Origin of the sequence: Thalassomonas sp. RHCl1, assembly GCF_947387555.1 — a bacterium.
GTDB lineage: Bacteria > Pseudomonadota > Gammaproteobacteria > Enterobacterales > Alteromonadaceae > Thalassomonas.
This window is the reverse complement of sequence record NZ_CANDNZ010000002.1, coordinates 159,315-179,750: the sequence shown is the minus strand read 5'-3', so window position 1 is coordinate 179,750 and position 20,436 is coordinate 159,315. Positions and strand designations below refer to the sequence as shown.

Annotated in this window: 12 protein-coding genes; 3 read left to right on the top strand and 9 right to left on the bottom strand. The window is 46.2% G+C overall.

What is annotated here, in order from left to right:
- Nucleotides 1-7: 7 nt before the first annotated feature.
- Both QL234_RS06845 and rluC read right to left on the bottom strand, forming a co-directional pair.
- Nucleotides 8-658 (bottom strand): HAD-IA family hydrolase, encoded by a 651-nt coding sequence (locus QL234_RS06845; protein ID WP_281557099.1) that lies wholly within the window; start codon nucleotides 656-658, stop codon nucleotides 8-10.
- Nucleotides 658-1,620, bottom strand: a complete 963-nt coding sequence (gene rluC, locus QL234_RS06840) for a 23S rRNA pseudouridine(955/2504/2580) synthase RluC (RefSeq protein ID WP_281557098.1) — start codon at nucleotides 1,618-1,620, stop codon at nucleotides 658-660. The genes QL234_RS06845 and rluC overlap by 1 nt, the downstream gene beginning before the upstream one ends.
- A 646-nt stretch (nucleotides 1,621-2,266) precedes the next feature.
- On the opposite strand from rluC, the gene rne reads away from it, so the two are divergent.
- Nucleotides 2,267-5,965, top strand: coding sequence for a ribonuclease E (gene rne, locus QL234_RS06835; RefSeq protein WP_281557097.1), 3,699 nt, complete (start codon nucleotides 2,267-2,269; stop codon nucleotides 5,963-5,965).
- 105 nt (nucleotides 5,966-6,070) lie between these two features.
- Here the strand turns inward: rne and QL234_RS06830 are convergent, their stop codons facing one another.
- From QL234_RS06830 to QL234_RS06805, 6 genes are all read right to left on the bottom strand, one after another.
- On the bottom strand, nucleotides 6,071-7,888 hold the full coding sequence (locus QL234_RS06830) for a GGDEF domain-containing protein (protein ID WP_281557096.1): 1,818 nt from the start codon (nucleotides 7,886-7,888) through the stop codon (nucleotides 6,071-6,073).
- A 40-nt stretch (nucleotides 7,889-7,928) separates the two neighbouring features.
- Complete coding sequence (locus tag QL234_RS06825; protein WP_281557095.1) at nucleotides 7,929-8,222, bottom strand: hypothetical protein; 294 nt, start codon at nucleotides 8,220-8,222, stop codon at nucleotides 7,929-7,931.
- Nucleotides 8,223-8,263: 41 nt separating this feature from the next.
- On the bottom strand, nucleotides 8,264-8,545 hold the full coding sequence (locus QL234_RS06820) for a hypothetical protein (RefSeq protein WP_044831650.1): 282 nt from the start codon (nucleotides 8,543-8,545) through the stop codon (nucleotides 8,264-8,266).
- A gap of 88 nt (nucleotides 8,546-8,633) precedes the next feature.
- Complete coding sequence (locus QL234_RS06815; protein WP_281557094.1) at nucleotides 8,634-9,443, bottom strand: SAM-dependent methyltransferase; 810 nt, start codon at nucleotides 9,441-9,443, stop codon at nucleotides 8,634-8,636.
- 628 nt (nucleotides 9,444-10,071) lie between these two features.
- Nucleotides 10,072-12,150, bottom strand: a complete 2,079-nt coding sequence (locus tag QL234_RS06810; RefSeq protein WP_281557093.1) for an EAL domain-containing protein — start codon at nucleotides 12,148-12,150, stop codon at nucleotides 10,072-10,074.
- Between the two features lie 216 nt (nucleotides 12,151-12,366).
- Nucleotides 12,367-13,128, bottom strand: a complete 762-nt coding sequence (locus QL234_RS06805) for a LytTR family DNA-binding domain-containing protein (protein WP_281557092.1) — start codon at nucleotides 13,126-13,128, stop codon at nucleotides 12,367-12,369.
- 654 nt (nucleotides 13,129-13,782) lie between these two features.
- On the opposite strand from QL234_RS06805, the gene QL234_RS06800 reads away from it, so the two are divergent.
- On the top strand, nucleotides 13,783-16,776 hold the full coding sequence (locus tag QL234_RS06800) for a TonB-dependent receptor (RefSeq protein WP_281557091.1): 2,994 nt from the start codon (nucleotides 13,783-13,785) through the stop codon (nucleotides 16,774-16,776).
- 102 nt (nucleotides 16,777-16,878) lie between these two features.
- Here the strand turns inward: QL234_RS06800 and QL234_RS06795 are convergent, their stop codons facing one another.
- The gene (locus QL234_RS06795; RefSeq protein WP_281557090.1) at nucleotides 16,879-18,123 is read right to left on the bottom strand and encodes a DUF5610 domain-containing protein; all 1,245 of its coding nucleotides are present in this window, start codon (nucleotides 18,121-18,123) and stop codon (nucleotides 16,879-16,881) included.
- 242 nt (nucleotides 18,124-18,365) lie between these two features.
- On the opposite strand from QL234_RS06795, the gene QL234_RS06790 reads away from it, so the two are divergent.
- On the top strand, nucleotides 18,366-20,387 hold the full coding sequence (locus QL234_RS06790; protein WP_281557089.1) for an AsmA family protein: 2,022 nt from the start codon (nucleotides 18,366-18,368) through the stop codon (nucleotides 20,385-20,387).
- Nucleotides 20,388-20,436: the final 49 nt, after the last annotated feature.

Here is a 20,436-nt window from a genome sequence, read left to right as displayed (position 1 = left end):
TGAAACCTTACTGAGGCAACAGCAGCTGAGCCAGTTCAGGCAAAGAATTCACGATGGCTTTAGGCTGATACTGCGCCAGTATTTCACTTGGGTGCACGCCATGGGTCACCCCGACGCTGTCCACCCCGGCAAGTTGCGCCATTTCCAGGTCAAAACTGGTGTCTCCGACCATAAGTGCCTGCTCAGGCGCAATAGCCAGCTCAGACAATAAACTGTGTATCATATCGGGATGAGGTTTTGACTCACTTTCATCGGCGCAGCGTGAGGCATGGAAATAATGCCCGCTATTGCTTTGCTGCCACACCCTTTCCAGTCCCGCACGGCCTTTGCCCGTTGCAACTGCGAGAAGTTTCTGCGCCGATTTCAAGCCACTGAGTAATTCATCGGCATGATCGAACAAAGGGGTGGGTATCCTATCCAACTCCCGGTAGTGATGCTTATATTGTCCTATCAGATGCTCATGCAAATGGTTATCTTCGGGAAAAAGAGTTTGCATCGCTTTAGGCAGGCTTAACCCTATGATCTGTTTGGCACTGTCAAAGCAGGGCTCCTGCAAAGAAGCTGCCCTGGCCGCCCCCTGCAAACTCGACACAATTCTGGCGACGGAGTCCATCAGGGTACCGTCCCAGTCAAAAATAATCAGCTGGTAATCTTGCATTATCCGTTATTAGCCACAGTCAGTTGTTTTAATGCCTTGGCAAGGGTTTTGTCCAAAGGCGCTTCAATTTTTAACTTTTGCTCTGTTCTGGGATGGGTGAATTCTATGCTGGCGGCATGCAAAAACAGCCGCTTCACACCAATACCTTTCATATCGCCATCAAAGTCTTCATTACCGTATTTGGGATCGCAGGCGATAGGGTGCCCTTTAACCTGGCAATGCACCCTGATTTGGTGCGTACGCCCGGTCACGGGAAAAGCCCGTACCAAGGTGGCATTGTTATAATGCTGGATCACCTTATAGCGGGTTTCCGATTCCTTACCGTTGATATTATCAACCACCACCACCCGCTCGCCGGATTTGAGGTCATTTTTTTTCAGCGACTCGGTCACCCGGGTTAATTTCGGCGACCAGCGCCCTTTGACCAGCGCATGGTAGAATTTCTGCACTTTTTTATTGCGTAACTGCTCGTGTAAATTACGCAACGCCGAACGTTTTTTCGCAACCACCAGGCAGCCGGAGGTATCCCGATCCAGCCTGTGCACCAGCTCCAGCATTCTCGCTTCCGGACGCAGTGCCCGCAAGGCTTCAATCACGCCGAAACTGACACCGCTGCCGCCATGTACCGCCATACCGGAAGGTTTATTGATGACGATCAGGATCTCATCTTCATATAAGATCTGTGCTTCCAGGTTGGACACCACATTAAGCTGAGTAGAGACCTCATTGGTCTTTTCACTGACACGGATTGGGGCAATGCGCAGCACATCTTCATCTACGAGTTTATATTCAGGTTTAGTCCGTTTTTTATTGACCCTGATCTCCCCCTTACGCAACAGACGGTAAATCATGCTTTTGGGCACCCCTTTAAGGGTTTTCAATAAAAAGTTGTCGATTCTTTGGCCAGCATCTTCACTGTCAATGGTGATAAATCTGACCTGAGGTTTTTTAATTTCATTCATGCCGGGCAGTTTAACACAATTAATTTCACTTTTAGGAGAATAAAAACCGGGAATTCATTGCTATATACAATAATATAATGGGATAATAAAGGTGTTACAGGCAAAAGTATCGCCGTAACATGAATTTAGGAAGCTTTTAGCGAAACGTAAGAGGCAAAATGCGGTCACATTAATATGCGCCATTGAAATATCTGCGACATATTAACAGTCAGACCTGTTGCAAAGTTCGACGTATGTAACCTGTCGAATGAGCTGCATAAACAGCTTGTCCCGCGCAAGAAAGCAATTTTGTAATCATATTCAGCAGACAGACTTATCTTTACCCGGGTGAGTAATTTATTGGCAAAGTTATCGACATAAAAACAGTGTCCGCCAAGGTTAGTCACTTTAACGAGTCAAGCGCCGCTGAATAGCAGGCACAGCATATTATCTTTGCTGAGTGCATAAAGACAATTAATCACGCCCGCCCAAGATTCGGTGAGCGTGGGAAAATACAATCAGAATTTATACTAACAGCTTACCCGGCAACAAGGGCCGGGTAAGATTGACAACCGTGAGGCTGACAAGCTGCTGTTACCATGGCGAAAGATTGCTTTGTGTATTAAGCAAGTAGCATGCTGTGACTAAAAAAAGAGTCACGCACACTATGAAACGTATGTTAATTAACGCTACACAGTCGGAAGAATTACGTGTAGCCCTAGTTGATGGTCAGCGTCTTTACGATCTTGATATCGAAAGCCCCGGCCATGAACAAAAAAAATCCAATATCTACAAGGCAAAAATCACCCGTATTGAGCCTTCCTTAGAAGCCGCTTTTGTCGATTACGGCGCCGAAAGGCACGGTTTCTTACCGATGAAAGAAATTGCCCGCGACTACTTCCCTAAAGGTTATACCTTCCAGGGGCGCCCGAATATCAAAGAAGTTTTACGTGAAGGCCAGGAAGTCATTGTTCAGATCGATAAAGAAGAACGCGGCCAAAAAGGCGCGGCGTTAACCACCTTTATCAGCCTCGCCGGCAGCTACCTGGTACTCATGCCCAATAACCCAAGAGCCGGTGGCATCTCCCGCCGCATCGAAGGGGATGAGCGTACCGAACTCAAAGCCTCTTTAAGCAAGCTTGACCTGCCCAAAGGCATGGGCCTTATCGTGCGTACCGCGGGCGTAGGCAAATCCTACGAAGAGCTGGAATGGGATTTAAGCGTGCTGCTGCATCACTGGAAAGCCATTGACGATGCCGCCAAAAGCCGCCCTGCCCCGTTCTTGATCCATCAGGAAACCAACCTGATCTTACGGGCGATCCGCGATTACCTGCGCCGCGATATCGGCGAGGTCTTAATCGACCGTCCAAAAATTTATGAAAGCGTGAAAAAGCACATTGAAGTGGTGCGCCCCGACTTTCTAAGCAAGGTAAAACTTTATAATAACGACGTGCCGTTATTTACCCACTACCAAATTGAAACGCAAATAGAATCGGCGTTCCAACGGGAAGTGAGACTGCCATCGGGCGGCTCCATCGTGATTGACCCCACCGAAGCCATGACCTCTATCGATATCAACTCCGCCCGGGCAACCAAAGGCGGCGATATCGAAGAAACCGCCTTTAATACCAACTTAGAAGCGGCAGAAGAAATTGCCCGTCAATTAAGACTACGGGATTTAGGTGGCCTGGTGGTGATCGACTTTATCGATATGACACCGGTACGCCATCAGCGGGAAGTTGAAAATCGCATGCGCGAAGCCGTGCATCAGGACAGGGCCCGTATCCAGCTGGGACGCATTTCCCGTTTCGGATTACTGGAAATGTCCCGTCAGCGTCTACGCCCGTCCATCGGCGAAACCAGCCAGGGCATTTGTCCGCGCTGTAACGGTACCGGACATGTGCGCGGCATAGAATCTCTGGCGCTGTCTATTCTTCGCTTAATGGAAGAAGAGGCAATTAAGGAAAATACCCTGCATGTACAGGCCCAGGTACCGGTACCGGTTGCCACCTACCTGTTAAACGAAAAACGACGTTCTGTGTTTCATATTGAAAAACACCACAACGTGCATGTGCTGATCATTCCTAATCCTCATATGGATACGCCGCAATACGAAGTATTAAGGGTCCGTAAGGATGAATCCGTTGATGATGCCAGCTATGAGCTGCCGATCCAACAGGCGAAAACCGAAGAAGCGGTGATGCCTAAATTTAATAAAGAAGCCAGTAAAAGAGATGAACCTATTGTTCAGGGACTCTCTGCCCCGAAACGGGCTCCGGCATCTGCAGAGAAAGCACCAGCGGCAAAAGCCAAAGAACAAGCATCGGAAGGTGTTTTTTCCGGCCTGTTCAACTGGCTGAAAAACCTGTTTTCTGCGCCTGAAACACCGGTAGCAGAGCCTGCCCCGGTAGAGAAAAAACCGGCCAAGGCACAAGAGCAACAGGAAAGACGCCCTCGCCGTAACCGTCAGTCACAGCGTAAGAACCGTCGCAGCGGCGATAAAGCCGACAGCAGAGCTGATAGCAAAGAGTCTCGCGATAACCGTGATACCCGTGACAACAGGGAAAGCCGTGATAACCGCGATTCCCGCGACAGCAACAGGGCAAAACAACAAGGTCGTAAGGCTGAGCAAAGCAAAACGCAGAAGCCAAAAGAAGAAAAAGTGGCCGAGCGCCGTCAGCGTCGCAGTAACCGTAAAAAGATACGCATCAAAAATGCTGCAGAGGCCAGCACTGAAAATCTCACCGCTCACCCGGCTCCTGAGGCAGTAACAGCTAAGGACAAAGCCGCAGCGAAAAGTGAAGAGAGCTCAGCTGTCGTGACAACGCAAGCCGGTGTTGAGGTTCAGTCGGAAGAAAATGTGGAAAAAGCCGGCCGTGAAGAAAGACCAAGAAACCGTCGTTCTCCAAGGCATTTGCGTTCCCATGGCCAACGTCGTCGTCGTGCCAATAGCGATAACGAGCAGCAAGCCGGCAACGCCGAAGCCGTAACAAGCAATGAAGTGAGTGAAGATCCTGTCGTTTCCCGCTACCCTGAGCAAACAGCTGAAGCAACTGATACTGCTCCGGTAGTTAAAGCAGCAGAAACTGCGCCGGAAGTTGAAACTCAAGCAGTTGAAGCAGAAACTACACCGGTAGTTGAAACTCAAGCTGTTGAAGCAACAGAAACTGCGCCGGAAGTTGAAGCTCAAGCTGTTGAAGCAACAGAAACTACCCCGGTAGTTGAAACTCAAGCTGTTGAAGCAACAGAAACTGCGCCGGAAGTTGAAGCTCAAGCTGTTGAAGCAACAGAAACTACCCCGGTAGTTGAAACTCAAGCTGTTGAAGCAACAGAAACTGCGCCGGAAGTTGAAGCTCAAGCTGTTGAAGCAACAGAAACTACCCCGGTAGTTGAAACTCAAGCTGTTGAAGCAACAGAAACTGCGCCGGAAGTTGAAGCTCAAGCTGTTGAAGCAACAGAAACTACCCCGGTAGTTGAAACTCAAGCTGTTGAAGCAACAGAAACTGCGCCGGAAGTTGAAGCTCAAGCTGTTGAAGCAACAGAAACTACCCCGGATGTTGAAGCTCAGCCAGCTGAAGCAGAAACTACGCCGGTAGTTGAAACTCAAGCTGTTGACGCAACAGAAACGGCGCCAGAAGTAGAAGCTCAAACAGATGAAACTGCAGAAAGTGCGCCGGAAGTTGAAGCTCAAACAGATGAGACACCAGCAACTGCAGCGGTAGTTGAAACTCAAGCAATTGAAGCCGCAGACACTGCGCCGGAAGTAGAAGCTCAAGCAGATGAAGCAACAGAAACCGCGCCAGCAGTTGAAGCTCAAGCAGATGAAGCCGCAGACACTGCACCGGTAGTTGAAGCTCAAGCAGATGAAGCCGCAGACACTGCACCGGTAGTTGAAGCTCAAGCAGATGAAGCTGCAGACACTGCGCCGGTAGTTGAAGCTCAAGCAGATGAAGCCGCAGACAATGCTGCACCGGTAGTTGAAGTCCAGGCAGATACTGCAAGCCCAGAGTCGGCCGGTCAAGAAGTACAACAGCAACTGCCGCTTGAAGAAGTCGCAACTGAGCAGCCACAAGCGAGTGAAGCTCAAGCAAGCGAGCAACAAGCGAAAAAAGCGGACTCAGCCGAGCAGAAAGCAGTGAAAAAACCGGCCAAAGCGAAGAAAAAGCGTCTTAAAGCCAATGGCGGCATTCGTTTGAAAGGCAAAGCCTCTTCACCCATGGCCAAACCGGTGACCATTAATACCGTTAATGAGCTGCCCACGGCCTTCTTCGCCGCCGAAGACAGAAAAAGAGCATTAACTTCGGGTAAAAACGCCATTGCTGCGGATGCCACCAGCCGAAGTGCTGCCGGCCCGACTAAACCTTAAAGAGCATTTGGAGCTCAGGCAAACAGCCAAATAAGTTTTAAGGTAGAATTAAAATCCCTGACTGTTGATTCAGTCAGGGATTTTTTATATGCGCGAGATGACTTCCTAGTCCAATGTTGTTGCCGTTTCACTCAAGCAAGGCTCTTCAACGGTATTAGGCATATCTATGCCATAAATACTGACCCGGTTGCGTCCCGAGCTTTTCGCGTGATACATGGCCTCATCTGCCGCTTTAACAATTTCATTTAAACTATAAGAGCCATTTTCCGACGAGCAGATACCAAAGCTGGCGGAAATCTTAAAATCATAGCCGGTTTCAACCGTTGAAATTTCACTGATCACGCTGCGGCATGATTCCGCTAATTCATAAGCTTTGTCATTATCACAACCAGGCAAGAGAATGGTAAATTCTTCCCCGCCAAAACGGCCAAAAATGTCATTTTTACGGCAAAGTTTCTGGCAGGTCATGATGGTATTTTTCAGGACCCAATCCCCTACCTGATGGCCATAAGTATCATTGATGGCTTTAAATTCATCTAAATCAAATAGAATCAAACTAATAGGCTGGCCGCTTTGGTGACAATACTTAATAGCGGTATCGGAAAGTTCATTAAAGCAGCGACGATTGAGAATACCGGTCAGTTCATCGTATTCCGCCATTTTTTTCAGCCTTCGCTGGGTGAGTTTTGACTTATAGGTCCAATAAGCCAAGATCGCAACAATCAGCATAAGCGACAGGATCAAGAGCTGATCTTTTTCTCTGGTACGCTCATTGAGCACTTTCTCCAATAGCAGTCTTCTGTTTTGTTCATCCAGTAATTTGATCCTCAAGTTTTTTTGCTGGTTGTTTTCTTCGGCTATCTGGTAAGTAATGCTGCGCTTGTTCAGATCATCATTATAAAGTTTATCGTGGGCCATATAGAGCTCATGATATTTCAGCGCTAACGTCAGGTTGTTATTTTTCCGATTGATCTGGTACAGGATTTTACTGGCCCTGACAATAGACATAGAGCTGTGATCGGCCCGGATCTTTTCAATAACCATATTGGCATAACGCTCTGCCTCAGCAAAATTTTCCAAATCATAATACGCCTGGGCAATGAAAGAGTTAAAGCGGCTGATAAGTAAATAATATTCGGTCCGTTTTACCGAAGGTAATTGCCGTAAAAGCAAATCAAGCGCCAACTGGGGTTTATTTTCGTTTAAATATAATTGTGCAATAATCACGTAAATAAAATTAGACGCCATTGTCTCGCCAACGGTTTCACAATGGCTGACATTAATATTCTTGATGTCTTCCACCGTCAGCTGCTTTAAAAAGAAATTAGACTCTACCGTCAACATATTCGCCAGGCACATATGGCGCAGTGAAGGATTGCTTGCCTGTAATTTCGAGGCATACTGTTGGCTTAAGTGATAAATTGAAAGACGGTTATAAAAGTTTGCCACCGCAAAGAGTGCGTCCGGATAACTGGTTTTTCCCTTCATGTCATTAAGCTGAGGCAACAGCTTATTCAGGACAGTAAAACCTTCACTGTAATTTTCACTGGTGGAATAAATATTAACTTTGGTAATAATGGCCCTGTGCTTTAAAACGGTATATTCATCTTGTTTAATCACTTTATTCAATAGCGTCAACGCGGCCTGCACATCCCCGCCGATCACTTTTTGGTATCCCATAAAATAGGCTAAATAAAGCGCTTGTTCCTGAGATAGCAAAGCTTGTTTTGTTCTTAATTTTGCAACAATCGAGTTAAATAATTTGCGATCTAAGGTCCGTTGTTTATCCGCCTGATAAATAAGCCGCTCAATTTCTTTGTATTGTTCAAACCTATCGATAAAGTAATTTTCCTGCGCCGTACTCTCAAAGCATAAGCACAGTAAGATATAAGTGCAGAATGAAGAAATTCCAGGCAACATCATCCTGCACTTATGACAAGACAGAAAGTTCAATCGCTTATCCCTAAGCGACTTGTCTACATCTGCTGTCTTCAGGTACAGCCGTTAACGGTCTTATGCCGGCCTTATTCTCAACACTAAAGTCATCCGGAACATCCGTTATCGAAATATAACAACATGCACTGGTGCCAGCCCCAGCTAATAAGCTAATTTCCTTAGCATTATCAGAGATAAGCACAGAGCAGATATCATGATTAAAATTCGCTTGCCGTAACAAAATAGAACTATCTTTAAGGACTTCGGTGTTTAGCGAGGCATTACAGCCAATATTTTCAAGTATTCCAATTACGTCAGACATAATAAATCCTTATAAATATATTATTAAATCAACTCATTATCTTAAGCCGATTCTTGTTCACCCTGCTTAGGTTCATCTTCAGCGGGTTTATTATCATCTTTTGGCATTTCATGCTCCTTTGCAGGCGCAGAGACATAGCAGATGATATCCTTTTTGTTATCAGACAACTGCGCTAATTCTGATTTATCATTGGCAATCAATACTTTTCGTATAACGGCAGGTACACGCATTTCGGTTAACTGTAACTCACAGTCTACTTCAGTCGAATATTTTAAATTCGACTGCTGACCAATTTTTTCCAGTACATCCGTTATGCTATTCATAATATCTCCTTAACTCAGTTGACTAAAAATGAAATATTTTTAACTAATTGAACTATAAGATTAATTTCCTCCTTTTCTGGTTGATAAATTAGACAAGCTTGATATTTTTATGATCCTTGTCGATCGCATCTAATCGCTGTAAAACTTCCATATTGCGAGTAAGCTCCTGACAGGGAGGAATGACTAAGGTGGTATAGCCATGAATTTCTGCATGGAGCAAAGATGACAGGGGAAGACTTTCGATACGATGGCTGTGAATAGGTAAGGTCGGCGCCTCGTATAAGATCACTTGGTGATCTTTAGGATAATGAAGGGATAATATGTCTATCAGTACCTGACGGTAACTCTCACCGGTGGAAAACTTGCTTAAAGAAAGATCACCGGCTATACCGACCTGCCATAAGATCAAGTACGCAGAGGGATCTATGATACGTTTATAGAACATAAACTGGCTGGCTTCAAAATGACTGCAACCAAATTGCCCCGGATCTATGGCAAGATCTGAAAACAGGCAATCTTCGGCTGAAATCCCCGGCTCCATTTTCCCGTAATATCCCAAGGCCCTGGCCTGTTCAATGACTTTATGGGGCACACAGGCAAAAACCCCGGGATGGCCATAAAAGGCACCGACAACTTTTTTTCCTGCTTTAACTTCTGCTATCATGGCAGCAACCATAGCGTTATAGGAAACCAGCCGGGACGTACCTTCATGGTAATAAGGTTGCAGGCTGCGCACATCAGGATTCATTTGACCGATCCACTGCTCAACCAGACCGTCTGAAACAAGAGAAAAGACCACATCGGCCTGTTCAATATAACTTCTCGATAACGGGCTTAAATGGGAGCCCAGAGTCATGCCTACACCAACACAAACGATACTTCCTTGCTGTTCATTCATTTTAACCACCTATTGTTCTTGTTCTTTTTATGCCATTGCTAAAGGCTTATTAACTCGCACACCAGTTAAATACCTGGTTTAGCTTGCTGAACCGAATAAAATTGATTGTTAAAAAACTACTTTGTTATTTCCATCCTAAGGTTAAAGCACAGTTAATGTTATTAAAGCCAGGAAGCGCTTAGGGTAGTTATCGGGAAGTTTGCTAGTGGTATTGAAAGAAAATATCAGTATTAACGGCACTATTTCACGAAAGAGTATAATAAAACATCGATATAAGTCTTAAAATAACCGGGATATCAAGAGCTCCCTCTCTTAATCTAAACTGACAGGTCCTAGCCCAAGGACAGATGCCACTAAGTTTAGGTCAGATCATAACCATGTCAAATGCAATCACATCATAATCCCTTAAAAAAACTAGGGTTATTTGAGGGATTATCTGGAGTGATCTACTTTAATTTATTTTACAACTGCTTGCATTTTTCCTGAGCAAAAGTATCACATGCCCTTTAAGGAAATAATGAAAAACTTACCTGTGAACCGAAAAGCAAAGGCGCAACTGTATTGAAATGCTGACAACCAACGAAAACCAGGCACAATCGCTTTATTGCCTTAACTTATCCCTCACCTTTTACAGTGACATCAACTCCAGTGCCAATAACTGCTCTGCCCGGCAAGGTTTGCCCAACAAATATCCCTGGGCGAAATCACAATTGAGGCTTTTTAACAAATGCAATTGCTCCGGGGTTTCCACTCCTTCAGCCACCACGGTTAAATTTAGGCCATGCGCCATGGCAATAGCAGCATTAACTAACTCCCTGTCGGTTGACTCTGTGGTAATGCCCTGGACAAAACTACGGTCTATTTTAAGGACATCAAACGGATACTGACGCAAATAATTTAATGACGAATAACCGGTACCAAAATCATCCATTGAAAGATAAATGCCTAAAGCACTTAATGCCGACAATGCCTTTTTGATATAGGCATGGCCGCTCATCAGCACGCCTTCTGTGATTTCCAGCTCCAGGCAATTGGCAGCAACCCCGGTCTGAAGAAGTGCCAGCTTAATCATATCCACCAGTTTAATATCCCTGAACTGCCTGGGAGATAAATTCACCGACATTTTTAACGCTCGATGATGACGCTGCTGCCAGCTGGCCAGTACAGATAAGGCTTGTGTCAGCACAAATTGCCCAATGTCGATAATCAAACCGGTTTGCTCTGCGATGGGAATAAACTCTGCCGGGGATACCTGACCCAATTTAGGGTTATACCAACGTAATAAGGCCTCGGCCCCGGTTATCTCACCACTGTTAACCTTTACCTGCACCTGGTACACCACTTCAAATTCCTGGCGCTGCAAGGCGCCACGAATTGCTTGTTCCAGCTCAAGCCGCCTGGAGACATCCCGGTTCATTTTTTCGTTAAAATACGAATAAGTATTTCGACCTAAAGCTTTTGCCTGGTACATCGCCATATCAGCATTACGCAACAAAGTAGAAGAATCACGGCCGTCCTCAGGATAAACGGCTATGCCGGCGGTTGCCGTGAGAATAAGTTCGCGACTGTCAATGTAAAACGCCCGGTGAAATTGTTGCAGCATTTTTTCAACGATAGCTTTGGCATCAACGCCTCCCGACAAGCCCCCCAGCAAGATAATAAACTCATCACCGCCAAGACGACCGACCACATCAACCTGACGTATTACCCCCTGTAAACGCCCGGCAGCTTCTACCAGTACTTTATCGCCAACTTCATGTCCCAGGGAGTCATTAATTTTTTTGAAATCATCTAAATCAATAAACAGCACCGCAACCTGATGACCCGATCGCTGTGCTTCATTTAACATTTGCGCCAGCCTTTCAAGTGCCAAAAAACGGTTCGGTAATCGGGTTAAGGCATCATAATGAGCTTGATGCTGGATCTTTTCTTCCGCCAGTTTTCTTTGGGTAATATCCGTGGAAATACCACACACGGCATATACCTCCCCCCGGGCATTTTTCAAGGGGAATTTCACCGAAAGAAATACATGACGTTTATTTGCCATAAGCACAGTTTCTTCCGACTCCACCGGCTGGTTAAGGTTAATGGCTTTTAGATCGTTTCGGCGAAATTTCCGGGCAATGTCCTCGGGGAATAAATCAAAATCCGTTTTCCCCTGAATTTCACTTTCGCTGACATCAAAACACAATTCATAGGCCCGGTTAATCGACAGGTAATGGCCGCTGAGATCTTTAGTGTAAATGACAGAAGAGGTATTATTGAGCAAATCCCTCTGCCTCTGCTCCGTTTCAAGCAAGGCCTGCTCGGCTTTTTTCCTGCGGGTGACATCTAAAATAATCGAATAAAGGAAAGTTTTATCTTCTACTGTGATCGGGCCGGAATATACTTCAACATCCCGGATATCACCGCTGGCCAAACGATGACGAAAATTATGAAAAACACGGGCTTCTTTTTTGGCTAACAACATTTCCTGCTTAACTTCTTCCTCCGTTAAAGTATTCAGATCTGTGATCAACATACCGATAAAGGTTTCTTTATCGTAACCATAAAACCTGAGCGCCGCTTCATTGGCTTCAAGGATTCGTCCTTGAGCAGGGTCAATGATTAACTTAATCGCCTGATTTTTCTCAAACATTTGGCGATATAATTGCTCATGCTTACTCAAGGATAAGGGAACAGTAAGGCGATCATTTGTAGCAACCATTTATCATCCTTAAGGTAAGCTTTGACTTTACTGGAAAAAGTAATAATGAACTTGGCAGAAGAATTGACTTATCATGTAATAGCGATGATAAGAGTATAGAAATGATTTCCTTTCCCGACATCAAGTTTAACATGCTGACAGGAAAGCCATGTAAACAGCAAGCTTCCAACAAGACCTCACCGGAAAATAACCACATTTATTGCCTTTTGCACTAAACTAAACTAAACCAATTAGCTGCTCCAGTTTATTCTTATTTCTTCTTGACAGCGTCAATTGCTCACCGGTTTTAATTATCACGGTATAATCACCATTATCATTAGGGTACAACTCACTGACACTGCTACTGCGGATGATAGTGGACCTGTGAATACGCAAGAATTCCTTGGGATCAAGCTGTCTTTCTAAAGCGGTCAGGGTTTCCCTGTGCAAATAATGCTTACCTTCAAGCATATGAACATCGGCGTAATTACCCGCCCCGGTAATATAATTAACCTGATCAACATCTATTAACCGGATATGCCCGGGATCTTTAATCACCAGACGACTCTTATAGGTTTTTTCCTGTTTGGCCATTAAATGTTGCATCAGGGAAACCATATCCTGCATCTTATTATCACGCTCTGCTTGCAGCTGAGCCTTCGCCTTATTGAAGGCACGAGAAAAACGCTTTGCCTCAAACGGTTTTAACAAATAATCCACAGCGTTGAGTTCAAAAGCTTCAAGGGCATAGCCTTTATGGCTACTGACAAAAATAACCGGGCATATCTCAGTTAACGACTGCGCCAGCTCCAGCCCGTCAATTCCGGGAATTTCAACATCAAGGAAAATAATATCTACCTGCTGTTTCCGGCAGATATCCAATGCCTGGCGACCCTCTTTGATGCCGGGCAGCACTTCGACACCTCCTTCATTTTCAAGCAATTGCGCAATACTCTCCTGCGCAATGACTTCTCTGTCTGCCACTAAGACTTTCAGCATTTCCCTCCCCCCATCTAATAAAGATAAAGTCCCCGAAAAGCTTTCAGTCTCCGGGTAAATATATGCGATTAGCCTATGACATCAGCCCAGCGCCATTTTTCAAAGCACGCATCAAACCTTGCCGCCGGCAAATAACCGGGCGGAAAAGCATAAAGGCAACAATTAAAAAATGGCAGAAGAGACTGGCCAGCGGGAATAGCGTCTGATAACGGAAAGCGACTAGAACCCAACGCCTGTCTAAACACAGCTCTGTTGGCAAGTCAGCGTTTAACCGACAAATTAACTTGTTATTAGTCCCATTGGCAACATAGACCATAGTCAACAAAATCACCTACTGTCACAGGTAAGTATTCATTTCTCAGACAACATGTAATCGTTATGTAAACCAATTGCATCAAAGGTAATGAGCACTAAAAAAGTCATAGAAAACAGGTTGATTTTTGCCCTTGTCGACAGGTGAAATCAGCCTTTTTCAATCACCGCCATCCACACCTCAATAACAACCGCTTATCACATAGTTTCCGTCATTAGTGTATCGACTAGTGTTGTTGGCACTCTATAAAGCTAGCTTAACAACAGGTAAAAATAAAATTGTAGTAGCTGTTTTTTTATCTCTTTATTTGTCTATAAAACAAAATATTAATGGAGAAAGTCATGTATATAAGCTCCAAAGTTGCCAGAGCCGTCAAGCTTGCCCTGATATTTGGCACAGCTTCTACCGCTCTGTTAACACCCACCAGTCTCTTGGCAGAAGAAGCACAGGCAGAACAGGAAGTAGAACGAATTGCAGTAACCGGTAGCCGTATCCGCCGTCCGGGCGCGGTATCAGCCAGCCCTATTCTTTCTATGGATTCAGAAGAAATGAGTTATATGCAGGAGCCTGAAGTTGAAAAGGTCCTGCGGGTCTTACCCGGTACCACTCCCGGGGACGGCTCCAATGCCAATAACGGCACCGCAGGTGCTGCCACCGTCAATTTACGCGGACTAGAGCCCGAACGTTCATTGGTCTTAATGAATGGCCGGCGACTTGTGCCCTTTAACTATGATGGTCAGGTAGACACCGCCACTATACCCACGGCGTTAGTTGACCGGGTTGATTTAGTCACAGGCGGTGCTTCTGCAGTATATGGCTCAGATGCCATCGCCGGAGCCGTCAACTTCATTATGAAGAATAACTTTGAGGGGGTGGCCCTGGAATATAATTTTTCCGAAACCGAAGAAGGTGACGGCACCCGGGATACCATTTCTTTAACCTTAGGCTCTAATTTGGAAGATGGCCGGGGTAATGTCGCGGTATCCGCCAGCTGGATGAGCCGGGAAGCCATTATGCTCGGAGACCGCGATTTAGGTTTACTCGGCATAGACACCGCCAGCGGTGCCGGTTATGAACAGTTTCAAAATGGCGAGCCGCCGGTCGATCCCATTGCCGGCTGTGGTGGCCCCAATACCGTCGATTTTGTCCAGGGCTCAGGCTCGACGACATCCATTCCCACCCGGTTTGCCATAGTCGGTGCCGGTGCTGCGGCTTCCGGACAATTCAGGGATGACGGTACTATCGGTGAAGAATGTAGCCGTTTTAACTTTAACCCTTTTAATTTCTACCAAACCCCGCAGGAAAGATACAGCGCCACCGCCATCGCCCATTATGATATTAATGACGATGTACGCGCCTATACCACTTTTAATTACAGTAAGGTCCGCGTAGATGCCCAGGTCGCGCCCTCCGGGACTTTTGGCGCCTCTTTTGACTTACCGCTGGCCAACCCCCTTATTGGCGATCAGGCACGCCAATGGATGATAGACGCGGGTAACACCGCAGTAGGCAACGGCTTATTAGAAGATGGCGGCAGCTGGAATGATGTTAACGGCAATGGCGTGGTTGACAGCGAAGATTACCTGACGGTACAGCTGCGCAGACGTACCGCAGAATTAGGCGCCCGCACAGAGCTTTATGATACCGATCAGTTCCAGATACTGGCAGGGTTTGAAGGCACCCTTTACGAAGACTGGGGATTTGATATCTCCTATCAATATGGCGAGTCTAACCGGGTCACCACCCGCGGCGGTTACACTAACCTGACCAATGTGCAAAATGCCTTAGACAGTGTTGATGGCGTCACCTGTGCCAACGGCGACACCAACTGTGTGCCTATCAACTTATTTGGCGGTTTTGGTACCATCACGGATGAAATGGCAGCTTATGCCCAGGCCATCGCCCTGCAAACCCAAAGGTATGAGCAAACCGTGGCTCAGCTGGTGATCGACGGGCCGATAGAATTTATCGAAGTACCGGGCGTAGGAGAACCCTTGTCTATCAGCATAGGTTTCGAACACAGGCAGGAAAAAGGCACCTTAACCCCGGATGAATGTTTAAAACTCGCCCCGGCAAGCTGTCAGGGCGGCGCCGGCGGTAACTTATTGCCCATTTCCGGCGGCTACAAAGCGGATGAAATCTTCTTCGAAGGTATACTGCCCATTTTTGACGGCGCAGAATATGCCGACACCCTGGATTTGGAATTTGGTTACCGCGCCGCCGATTATGACTCAGTCGGCAATGTCAGTACCTGGAAACTCGGCTTTAGCTGGCGGCCTGTAGATGACTTATTGATTCGTGTGATGCAGCAATCGGCTACCCGGGCGCCAAATGTCGGTGAAATTGCTTCCCCGGTGGTAACCGGATTGGATAATGCCCTGCAGGATCCCTGCTCTGTTGCCAATGCTGCCAACATTGACGATACCCTGCGCCAGTTATGTATTTCTACCGGTATGACAGATGCCCAGGTCGGTCAGGTACAGGATGTTATCTCCGGGCAAATCAACTCTATTGACGGCAGTGACCCTGAGAATCTCCCGTCAGAAGAAGAAGCAGATACCTTCACCGCCGGCTTTGTCTGGAGCTCGGATTTCCTCGATGACTTTACCATAACGGTTGATTATTACGATATTGATATTGATGATGTTATCGGTGAATTCACCGCCCAGGAAGTACTTGACGCCTGTTATATTAACGGACTGGCCAGTGAATGTGAGAAAATCAACCGCATCGGCGGCGACTTAACGGTAGCCGGCTCCGGGGTTGAGCTGTTCACCACCAATTTAAAAAATCAAAAAGCTGAAGGTATAGAAGTTGGCGTGAATTTTAACGTCAAACTTGGCGATATGGGCGACTTGGCCCTTTCCGCCAATATCAACAAATACCTGACCCATGAAAAACAAGCTTCTGATGTTCAGCCGGTTATCGACTGTAACGGTTATTTTGGTACCTCTTGTGATCCGGTATCCGAACTGCGCTGGGTGCAAAGAACCACCTGGACCTATGAAGACTTCACCGTTTCCCTGCTATGGCGCCATATGAGCAGTATAGAGGTTGAACCCTTCCAATATGCTGCCGCCACAGCCGAAGGCGGGCCCGGCTACTTTGATGCCTTCAAAAAAATCGACAGCGCAGATTATGTCGACCTGTTCGCCAGCTATCACTACGGCGACCATATGAAGTTCACCTTCGGTGTCGATAATCTGTTCGAGGAAGATCCACCGGTCGTTGGCGGCGAGGCAGGTAGCACCCAGTACAACTCGGGTAATACCTTCCCCAGTAACTATGATGTGTTAGGCCGTCTCTATAAAGTGGGGGTCAAGTTCGAGTTTTAACTAGACGCCTATACCACACATAGTAAAACAGGGCCAATTGGCCCTGTTTTTATGTCGTTAATAAAAGTGAACTTCACTACAACAAGCGTTAAGCCAATAAGGTTAACTCAAAGCATCCAATAACCTTTGGTTGAAATTAACAAACTGCTCACTACTGCTGTTTAGCGCATCATCAGCATCCGCCAATAACTGTTCGGCAACCCCGCTCATTAATTCTTTCAGGTTATTGCCTGCAAACAAGTTATCTGCAAGGCTGGCGGCACTGTCCAAGTCTTTTAAATACGGGGAAATTGTGGCAAAAGGCGACTCATGCTGCTGAGGCACTCGGCCATAATGCTCGGTAACGGCCACTTGCTTCACTTCCTGGAAATCAAAAGAAACCTGGGCGACCTGCTGATCGTCAAAACCAAGTTCATTGGCCTGTTGCCAGGCTTGTTCGATATCGCCACTGAAAAACTTATCAGCGAGTTTGCCGATATCTTGCACCAGCGAACTGACCGCTTCGAGTTCTTCTTCATCCAGCTCACCTTCAATCTGTAAACTGAACGACTGGCTCTGGCTAAAACTGATCTCCCGGCTAAACATCCCCTGTTGCTGCATGCTCTGCTGGTCTAAGGTCATCAGGCTGCCAAAATGAATATTAATATTATCCCCGTCCCGGGTCTGGATATTGATAGTACCCTGCTCCTGCTCCAGCATATTGAGCTGCTGACTGAGCAAATCATTGCTCACTAATCCCCTGTCGCTTCGACCAAGCCCATTTCCACTGCCAGAGTTTTCCGTAGCAAATAACTCTTCTTCAAAATCATTGAGATCGCTTTGCAGCAAGTCGTAACTCTTGTTTATTCCCTGCTCCAGCTCTTCTGTCATCATGCCCAGACCTTCTAATTCTTCCCGGGCCATACCAAAACCCTGTTCAATGCCCGAGCGGGCCTGGCTGAGCATATCGGCAAGTTTGTCATCGTCCGCGCCATCGGCTTTTGCCAACATAATGCCGCTGGAAACAAATTCCATCACATTTTCCGCCACCGCTTCAAAATCAAAGGAAAAAGGCTCTACTTCCATCTTATCCAGCTGACGGGTTTGTTTTTCACTCAACTGAATACTTTGACGGCTTTCAAAGGTAAAGTTAAAAGAATCTCCCAGGGTGACATTACTTTTCAGTGCCGACATTAAGGACTGTACCCCCAAGCGCAATTTATGCTGAGACGATACCCCGGCACTGACTTCATCCTGCCTGGTTGATAACTGATCGGCTTTATGCTCGCCGTCCCCTGCCACCTGAGCTTTGCCCTGACCTTTATTCAAAGGGCGGTTTACTGGCTGATCTATTGGGTTAATGTTCATGTGAATAACCTGTGGTACTTTGGCCTTAGTAATACTGTATCGGCGCCAAAAAACATAACTTAAGGGAAATTTGTCGTTTTTTTAATCTCGAAAGTATACACAACAAGCTCACTAAAGCAGAATGATTTTATCGACAATTGACAGGGAAAGAAGTCATCTGCTTGGCTATAGTAATAACGGTGCTTTAACATCAACAAAATCTGAGAGCCGCCGGCTCCGGAGCACAACATTTAAGGATAAATATGAGCACAGCAGTTAAAGTCTTGAGCTCGGTGATCGCCTTTATCATCTGCCTGGTCGTGATCCTACCCTTTTTCATCTCATCGGATGACATCCTGGCACAGGTAAGCAGCCAGGTAGAAAAACAAACCGGCCGCTCCTTGTTTATCGACGGAGAGAAAAAACTCAGTTTTTTTCCTGCCTTAGTGCTCGAGCTTAACCGGGTCCGTTTTGCCAACCTGCCACAGGGTTCAAGAAAAGACATGGCGACAATGACATCGATGCAAATTCATTTGCCCTGGATGTCCATTTTTTCAAAACAACTCAATATCGAAAAATTTATCATTATAGAGCCGGATATCCTGCTGGAAGTCGACGATAAGGGGGCAGCAAACTGGCAATTTATCCCGGCAAACAATAGCACTTCAAACCCAAAGGCCAGCTCCCCCGGGCAAAAATCAACAGCAGATGCGATAAAACCACAACACCAGTCAATGTCCCTGCCGGAAGGCTTTGATCTGCAGTTAGGCCAGATAGAAATTCAAAACGGTACTATCACTTATCTGGACAAACAAAAAAACGTTTCGCAGCAAAGCATTAAACTAGACAGACTCAATCTGGCCATTTTGCTGCCTTCACTGCACCAGGCATTAAAAATTAACGGTGAAATACGTTATGCCGAGCAAGTTTTTAGCTTAGCCAGTACCTTATCAACCCCCATCGAGGCTTTAAACAGACAAAGCTTTACCCTTTCCATCGCGTTAACGTCAGCACTGGCAAATTTTAACTACAACGGAAAAATAACCAACCTTGGCGAAGACATCCGCGGAACACTCAATCTCTCAGGCGACTCGGTAAAAAATATCGCCTTATGGCAAAAACTGCCGCTTGAGGCACAAACACAGGCTTTTAACCAGTTTTCCCTGACCGGCAATCTGCATTTAAACAACAATATCCTGCGTCTTAACCAGCTCAATGCCAGTTTAGATGTCCTCTCGGTAAAAGGAGAAGCGGATTTACACTTAACCACGCCTCCCTATATCCGCAGCGATATTCATCTTGGTATACTGAATTTAACACCTTATCTGCCGCCAAAAAATAAAGCAGCCCCGGAGCCTGACACGGAAAAAAGCCCACCGCCTTCTCCGGCCGAAAAAGAGGCCCCCTCAGACGAGCAAGCTCAGCCAATAGTCTGGGATAAAACCCCGATAGACCTGGCCGCTCTCGGGGCAATCAACGCCGATCTCAAGATAAGCTCTGAACAACTCAAACTTAATGACATCACCCTGGGGGCAAACCAGCTAAATATTTCACTGAAAGATAAACGGGCAGCAATAGCGTTAACTCAATTTAATGCTTACCAGGGCCAGGGCAAGGGGAAAATCAAGCTCGATGCCTCCACCACACCGTATCAGCTAAACACAGAGTTTTCCCTTTCAGGTATCCAGGCTCAGCCATTGCTCAGGGATGTTATCGGTGTTGAGCAGCTTATCGGCAGCGGTAAACTCAACTTCTCTTTCACCAGTCATGGCCAAAGCCTGAATGACTTTATCAACCAGCTTAATGGCAGTATAAGCACCGAGTTAAGCGATGGCGCCATAAAAGGTGTTAATCTCGCAGCGCTGGCCCGCAGTGCTAAAAACCTGCTCAGCGGAAATTTTGATAAAATGAGCCTGGATAAAGACTTCAGCCAGTCAGAAAAAACAGACTTTGCCGCCCTCAATGGCAATTTTCAGTTTGCCCAAGGCATAAGCACAAATAACCAGCTAACCCTGGTAAACCCCTTTCTCAGGGTTAGCGGCCAGGGAAAAATAAACCTGCCAGAAAGCCACTTAGCCTACCGCCTCAGCACCCGTTTGGTCAATTCAGCCCAGGGGCAGGCAGGCACAGAAAAAACGTCAGGATTAACCCTGCCCGTCAAAATCAAAGGTCCTTTCCATCAACTAAAAATCAAGGCAGATCTAAAAAGTGAAGCCAGTGAGCAATTAAAGCAAAAAGCAAAAGATAAAATTACAGACAAATTAAAAGATTTATTTGGAAATTAAGCTGTCTTTGACTCATAGTTAACGCACAAACAACTGAAAATATAAATAA

Coding starts and splice junctions, on each gene's coding strand:
- QL234_RS06825 (WP_281557095.1), bottom strand. CDS start 8,222: ATGTCTGACGTAATTGGAATACTTGAAAATATTGGCTGTAATGCCTCG.
- rluC (WP_281557098.1), bottom strand. CDS start 1,620: ATGAATGAAATTAAAAAACCTCAGGTCAGATTTATCACCATTGACAGT.
- QL234_RS06810 (WP_281557093.1), bottom strand. CDS start 12,150: ATGGTTGCTACAAATGATCGCCTTACTGTTCCCTTATCCTTGAGTAAG.
- QL234_RS06790 (WP_281557089.1), top strand. CDS start 18,366: ATGAGCACAGCAGTTAAAGTCTTGAGCTCGGTGATCGCCTTTATCATC.
- rne (WP_281557097.1), top strand. CDS start 2,267: ATGAAACGTATGTTAATTAACGCTACACAGTCGGAAGAATTACGTGTA.
- QL234_RS06845 (WP_281557099.1), bottom strand. CDS start 658: ATGCAAGATTACCAGCTGATTATTTTTGACTGGGACGGTACCCTGATG.
- QL234_RS06800 (WP_281557091.1), top strand. CDS start 13,783: ATGTATATAAGCTCCAAAGTTGCCAGAGCCGTCAAGCTTGCCCTGATA.
- QL234_RS06820 (WP_044831650.1), bottom strand. CDS start 8,545: ATGAATAGCATAACGGATGTACTGGAAAAAATTGGTCAGCAGTCGAAT.
- QL234_RS06795 (WP_281557090.1), bottom strand. CDS start 18,123: ATGAACATTAACCCAATAGATCAGCCAGTAAACCGCCCTTTGAATAAA.
- QL234_RS06805 (WP_281557092.1), bottom strand. CDS start 13,128: ATGCTGAAAGTCTTAGTGGCAGACAGAGAAGTCATTGCGCAGGAGAGT.
- QL234_RS06815 (WP_281557094.1), bottom strand. CDS start 9,443: ATGAATGAACAGCAAGGAAGTATCGTTTGTGTTGGTGTAGGCATGACT.
- QL234_RS06830 (WP_281557096.1), bottom strand. CDS start 7,888: ATGATGTTGCCTGGAATTTCTTCATTCTGCACTTATATCTTACTGTGC.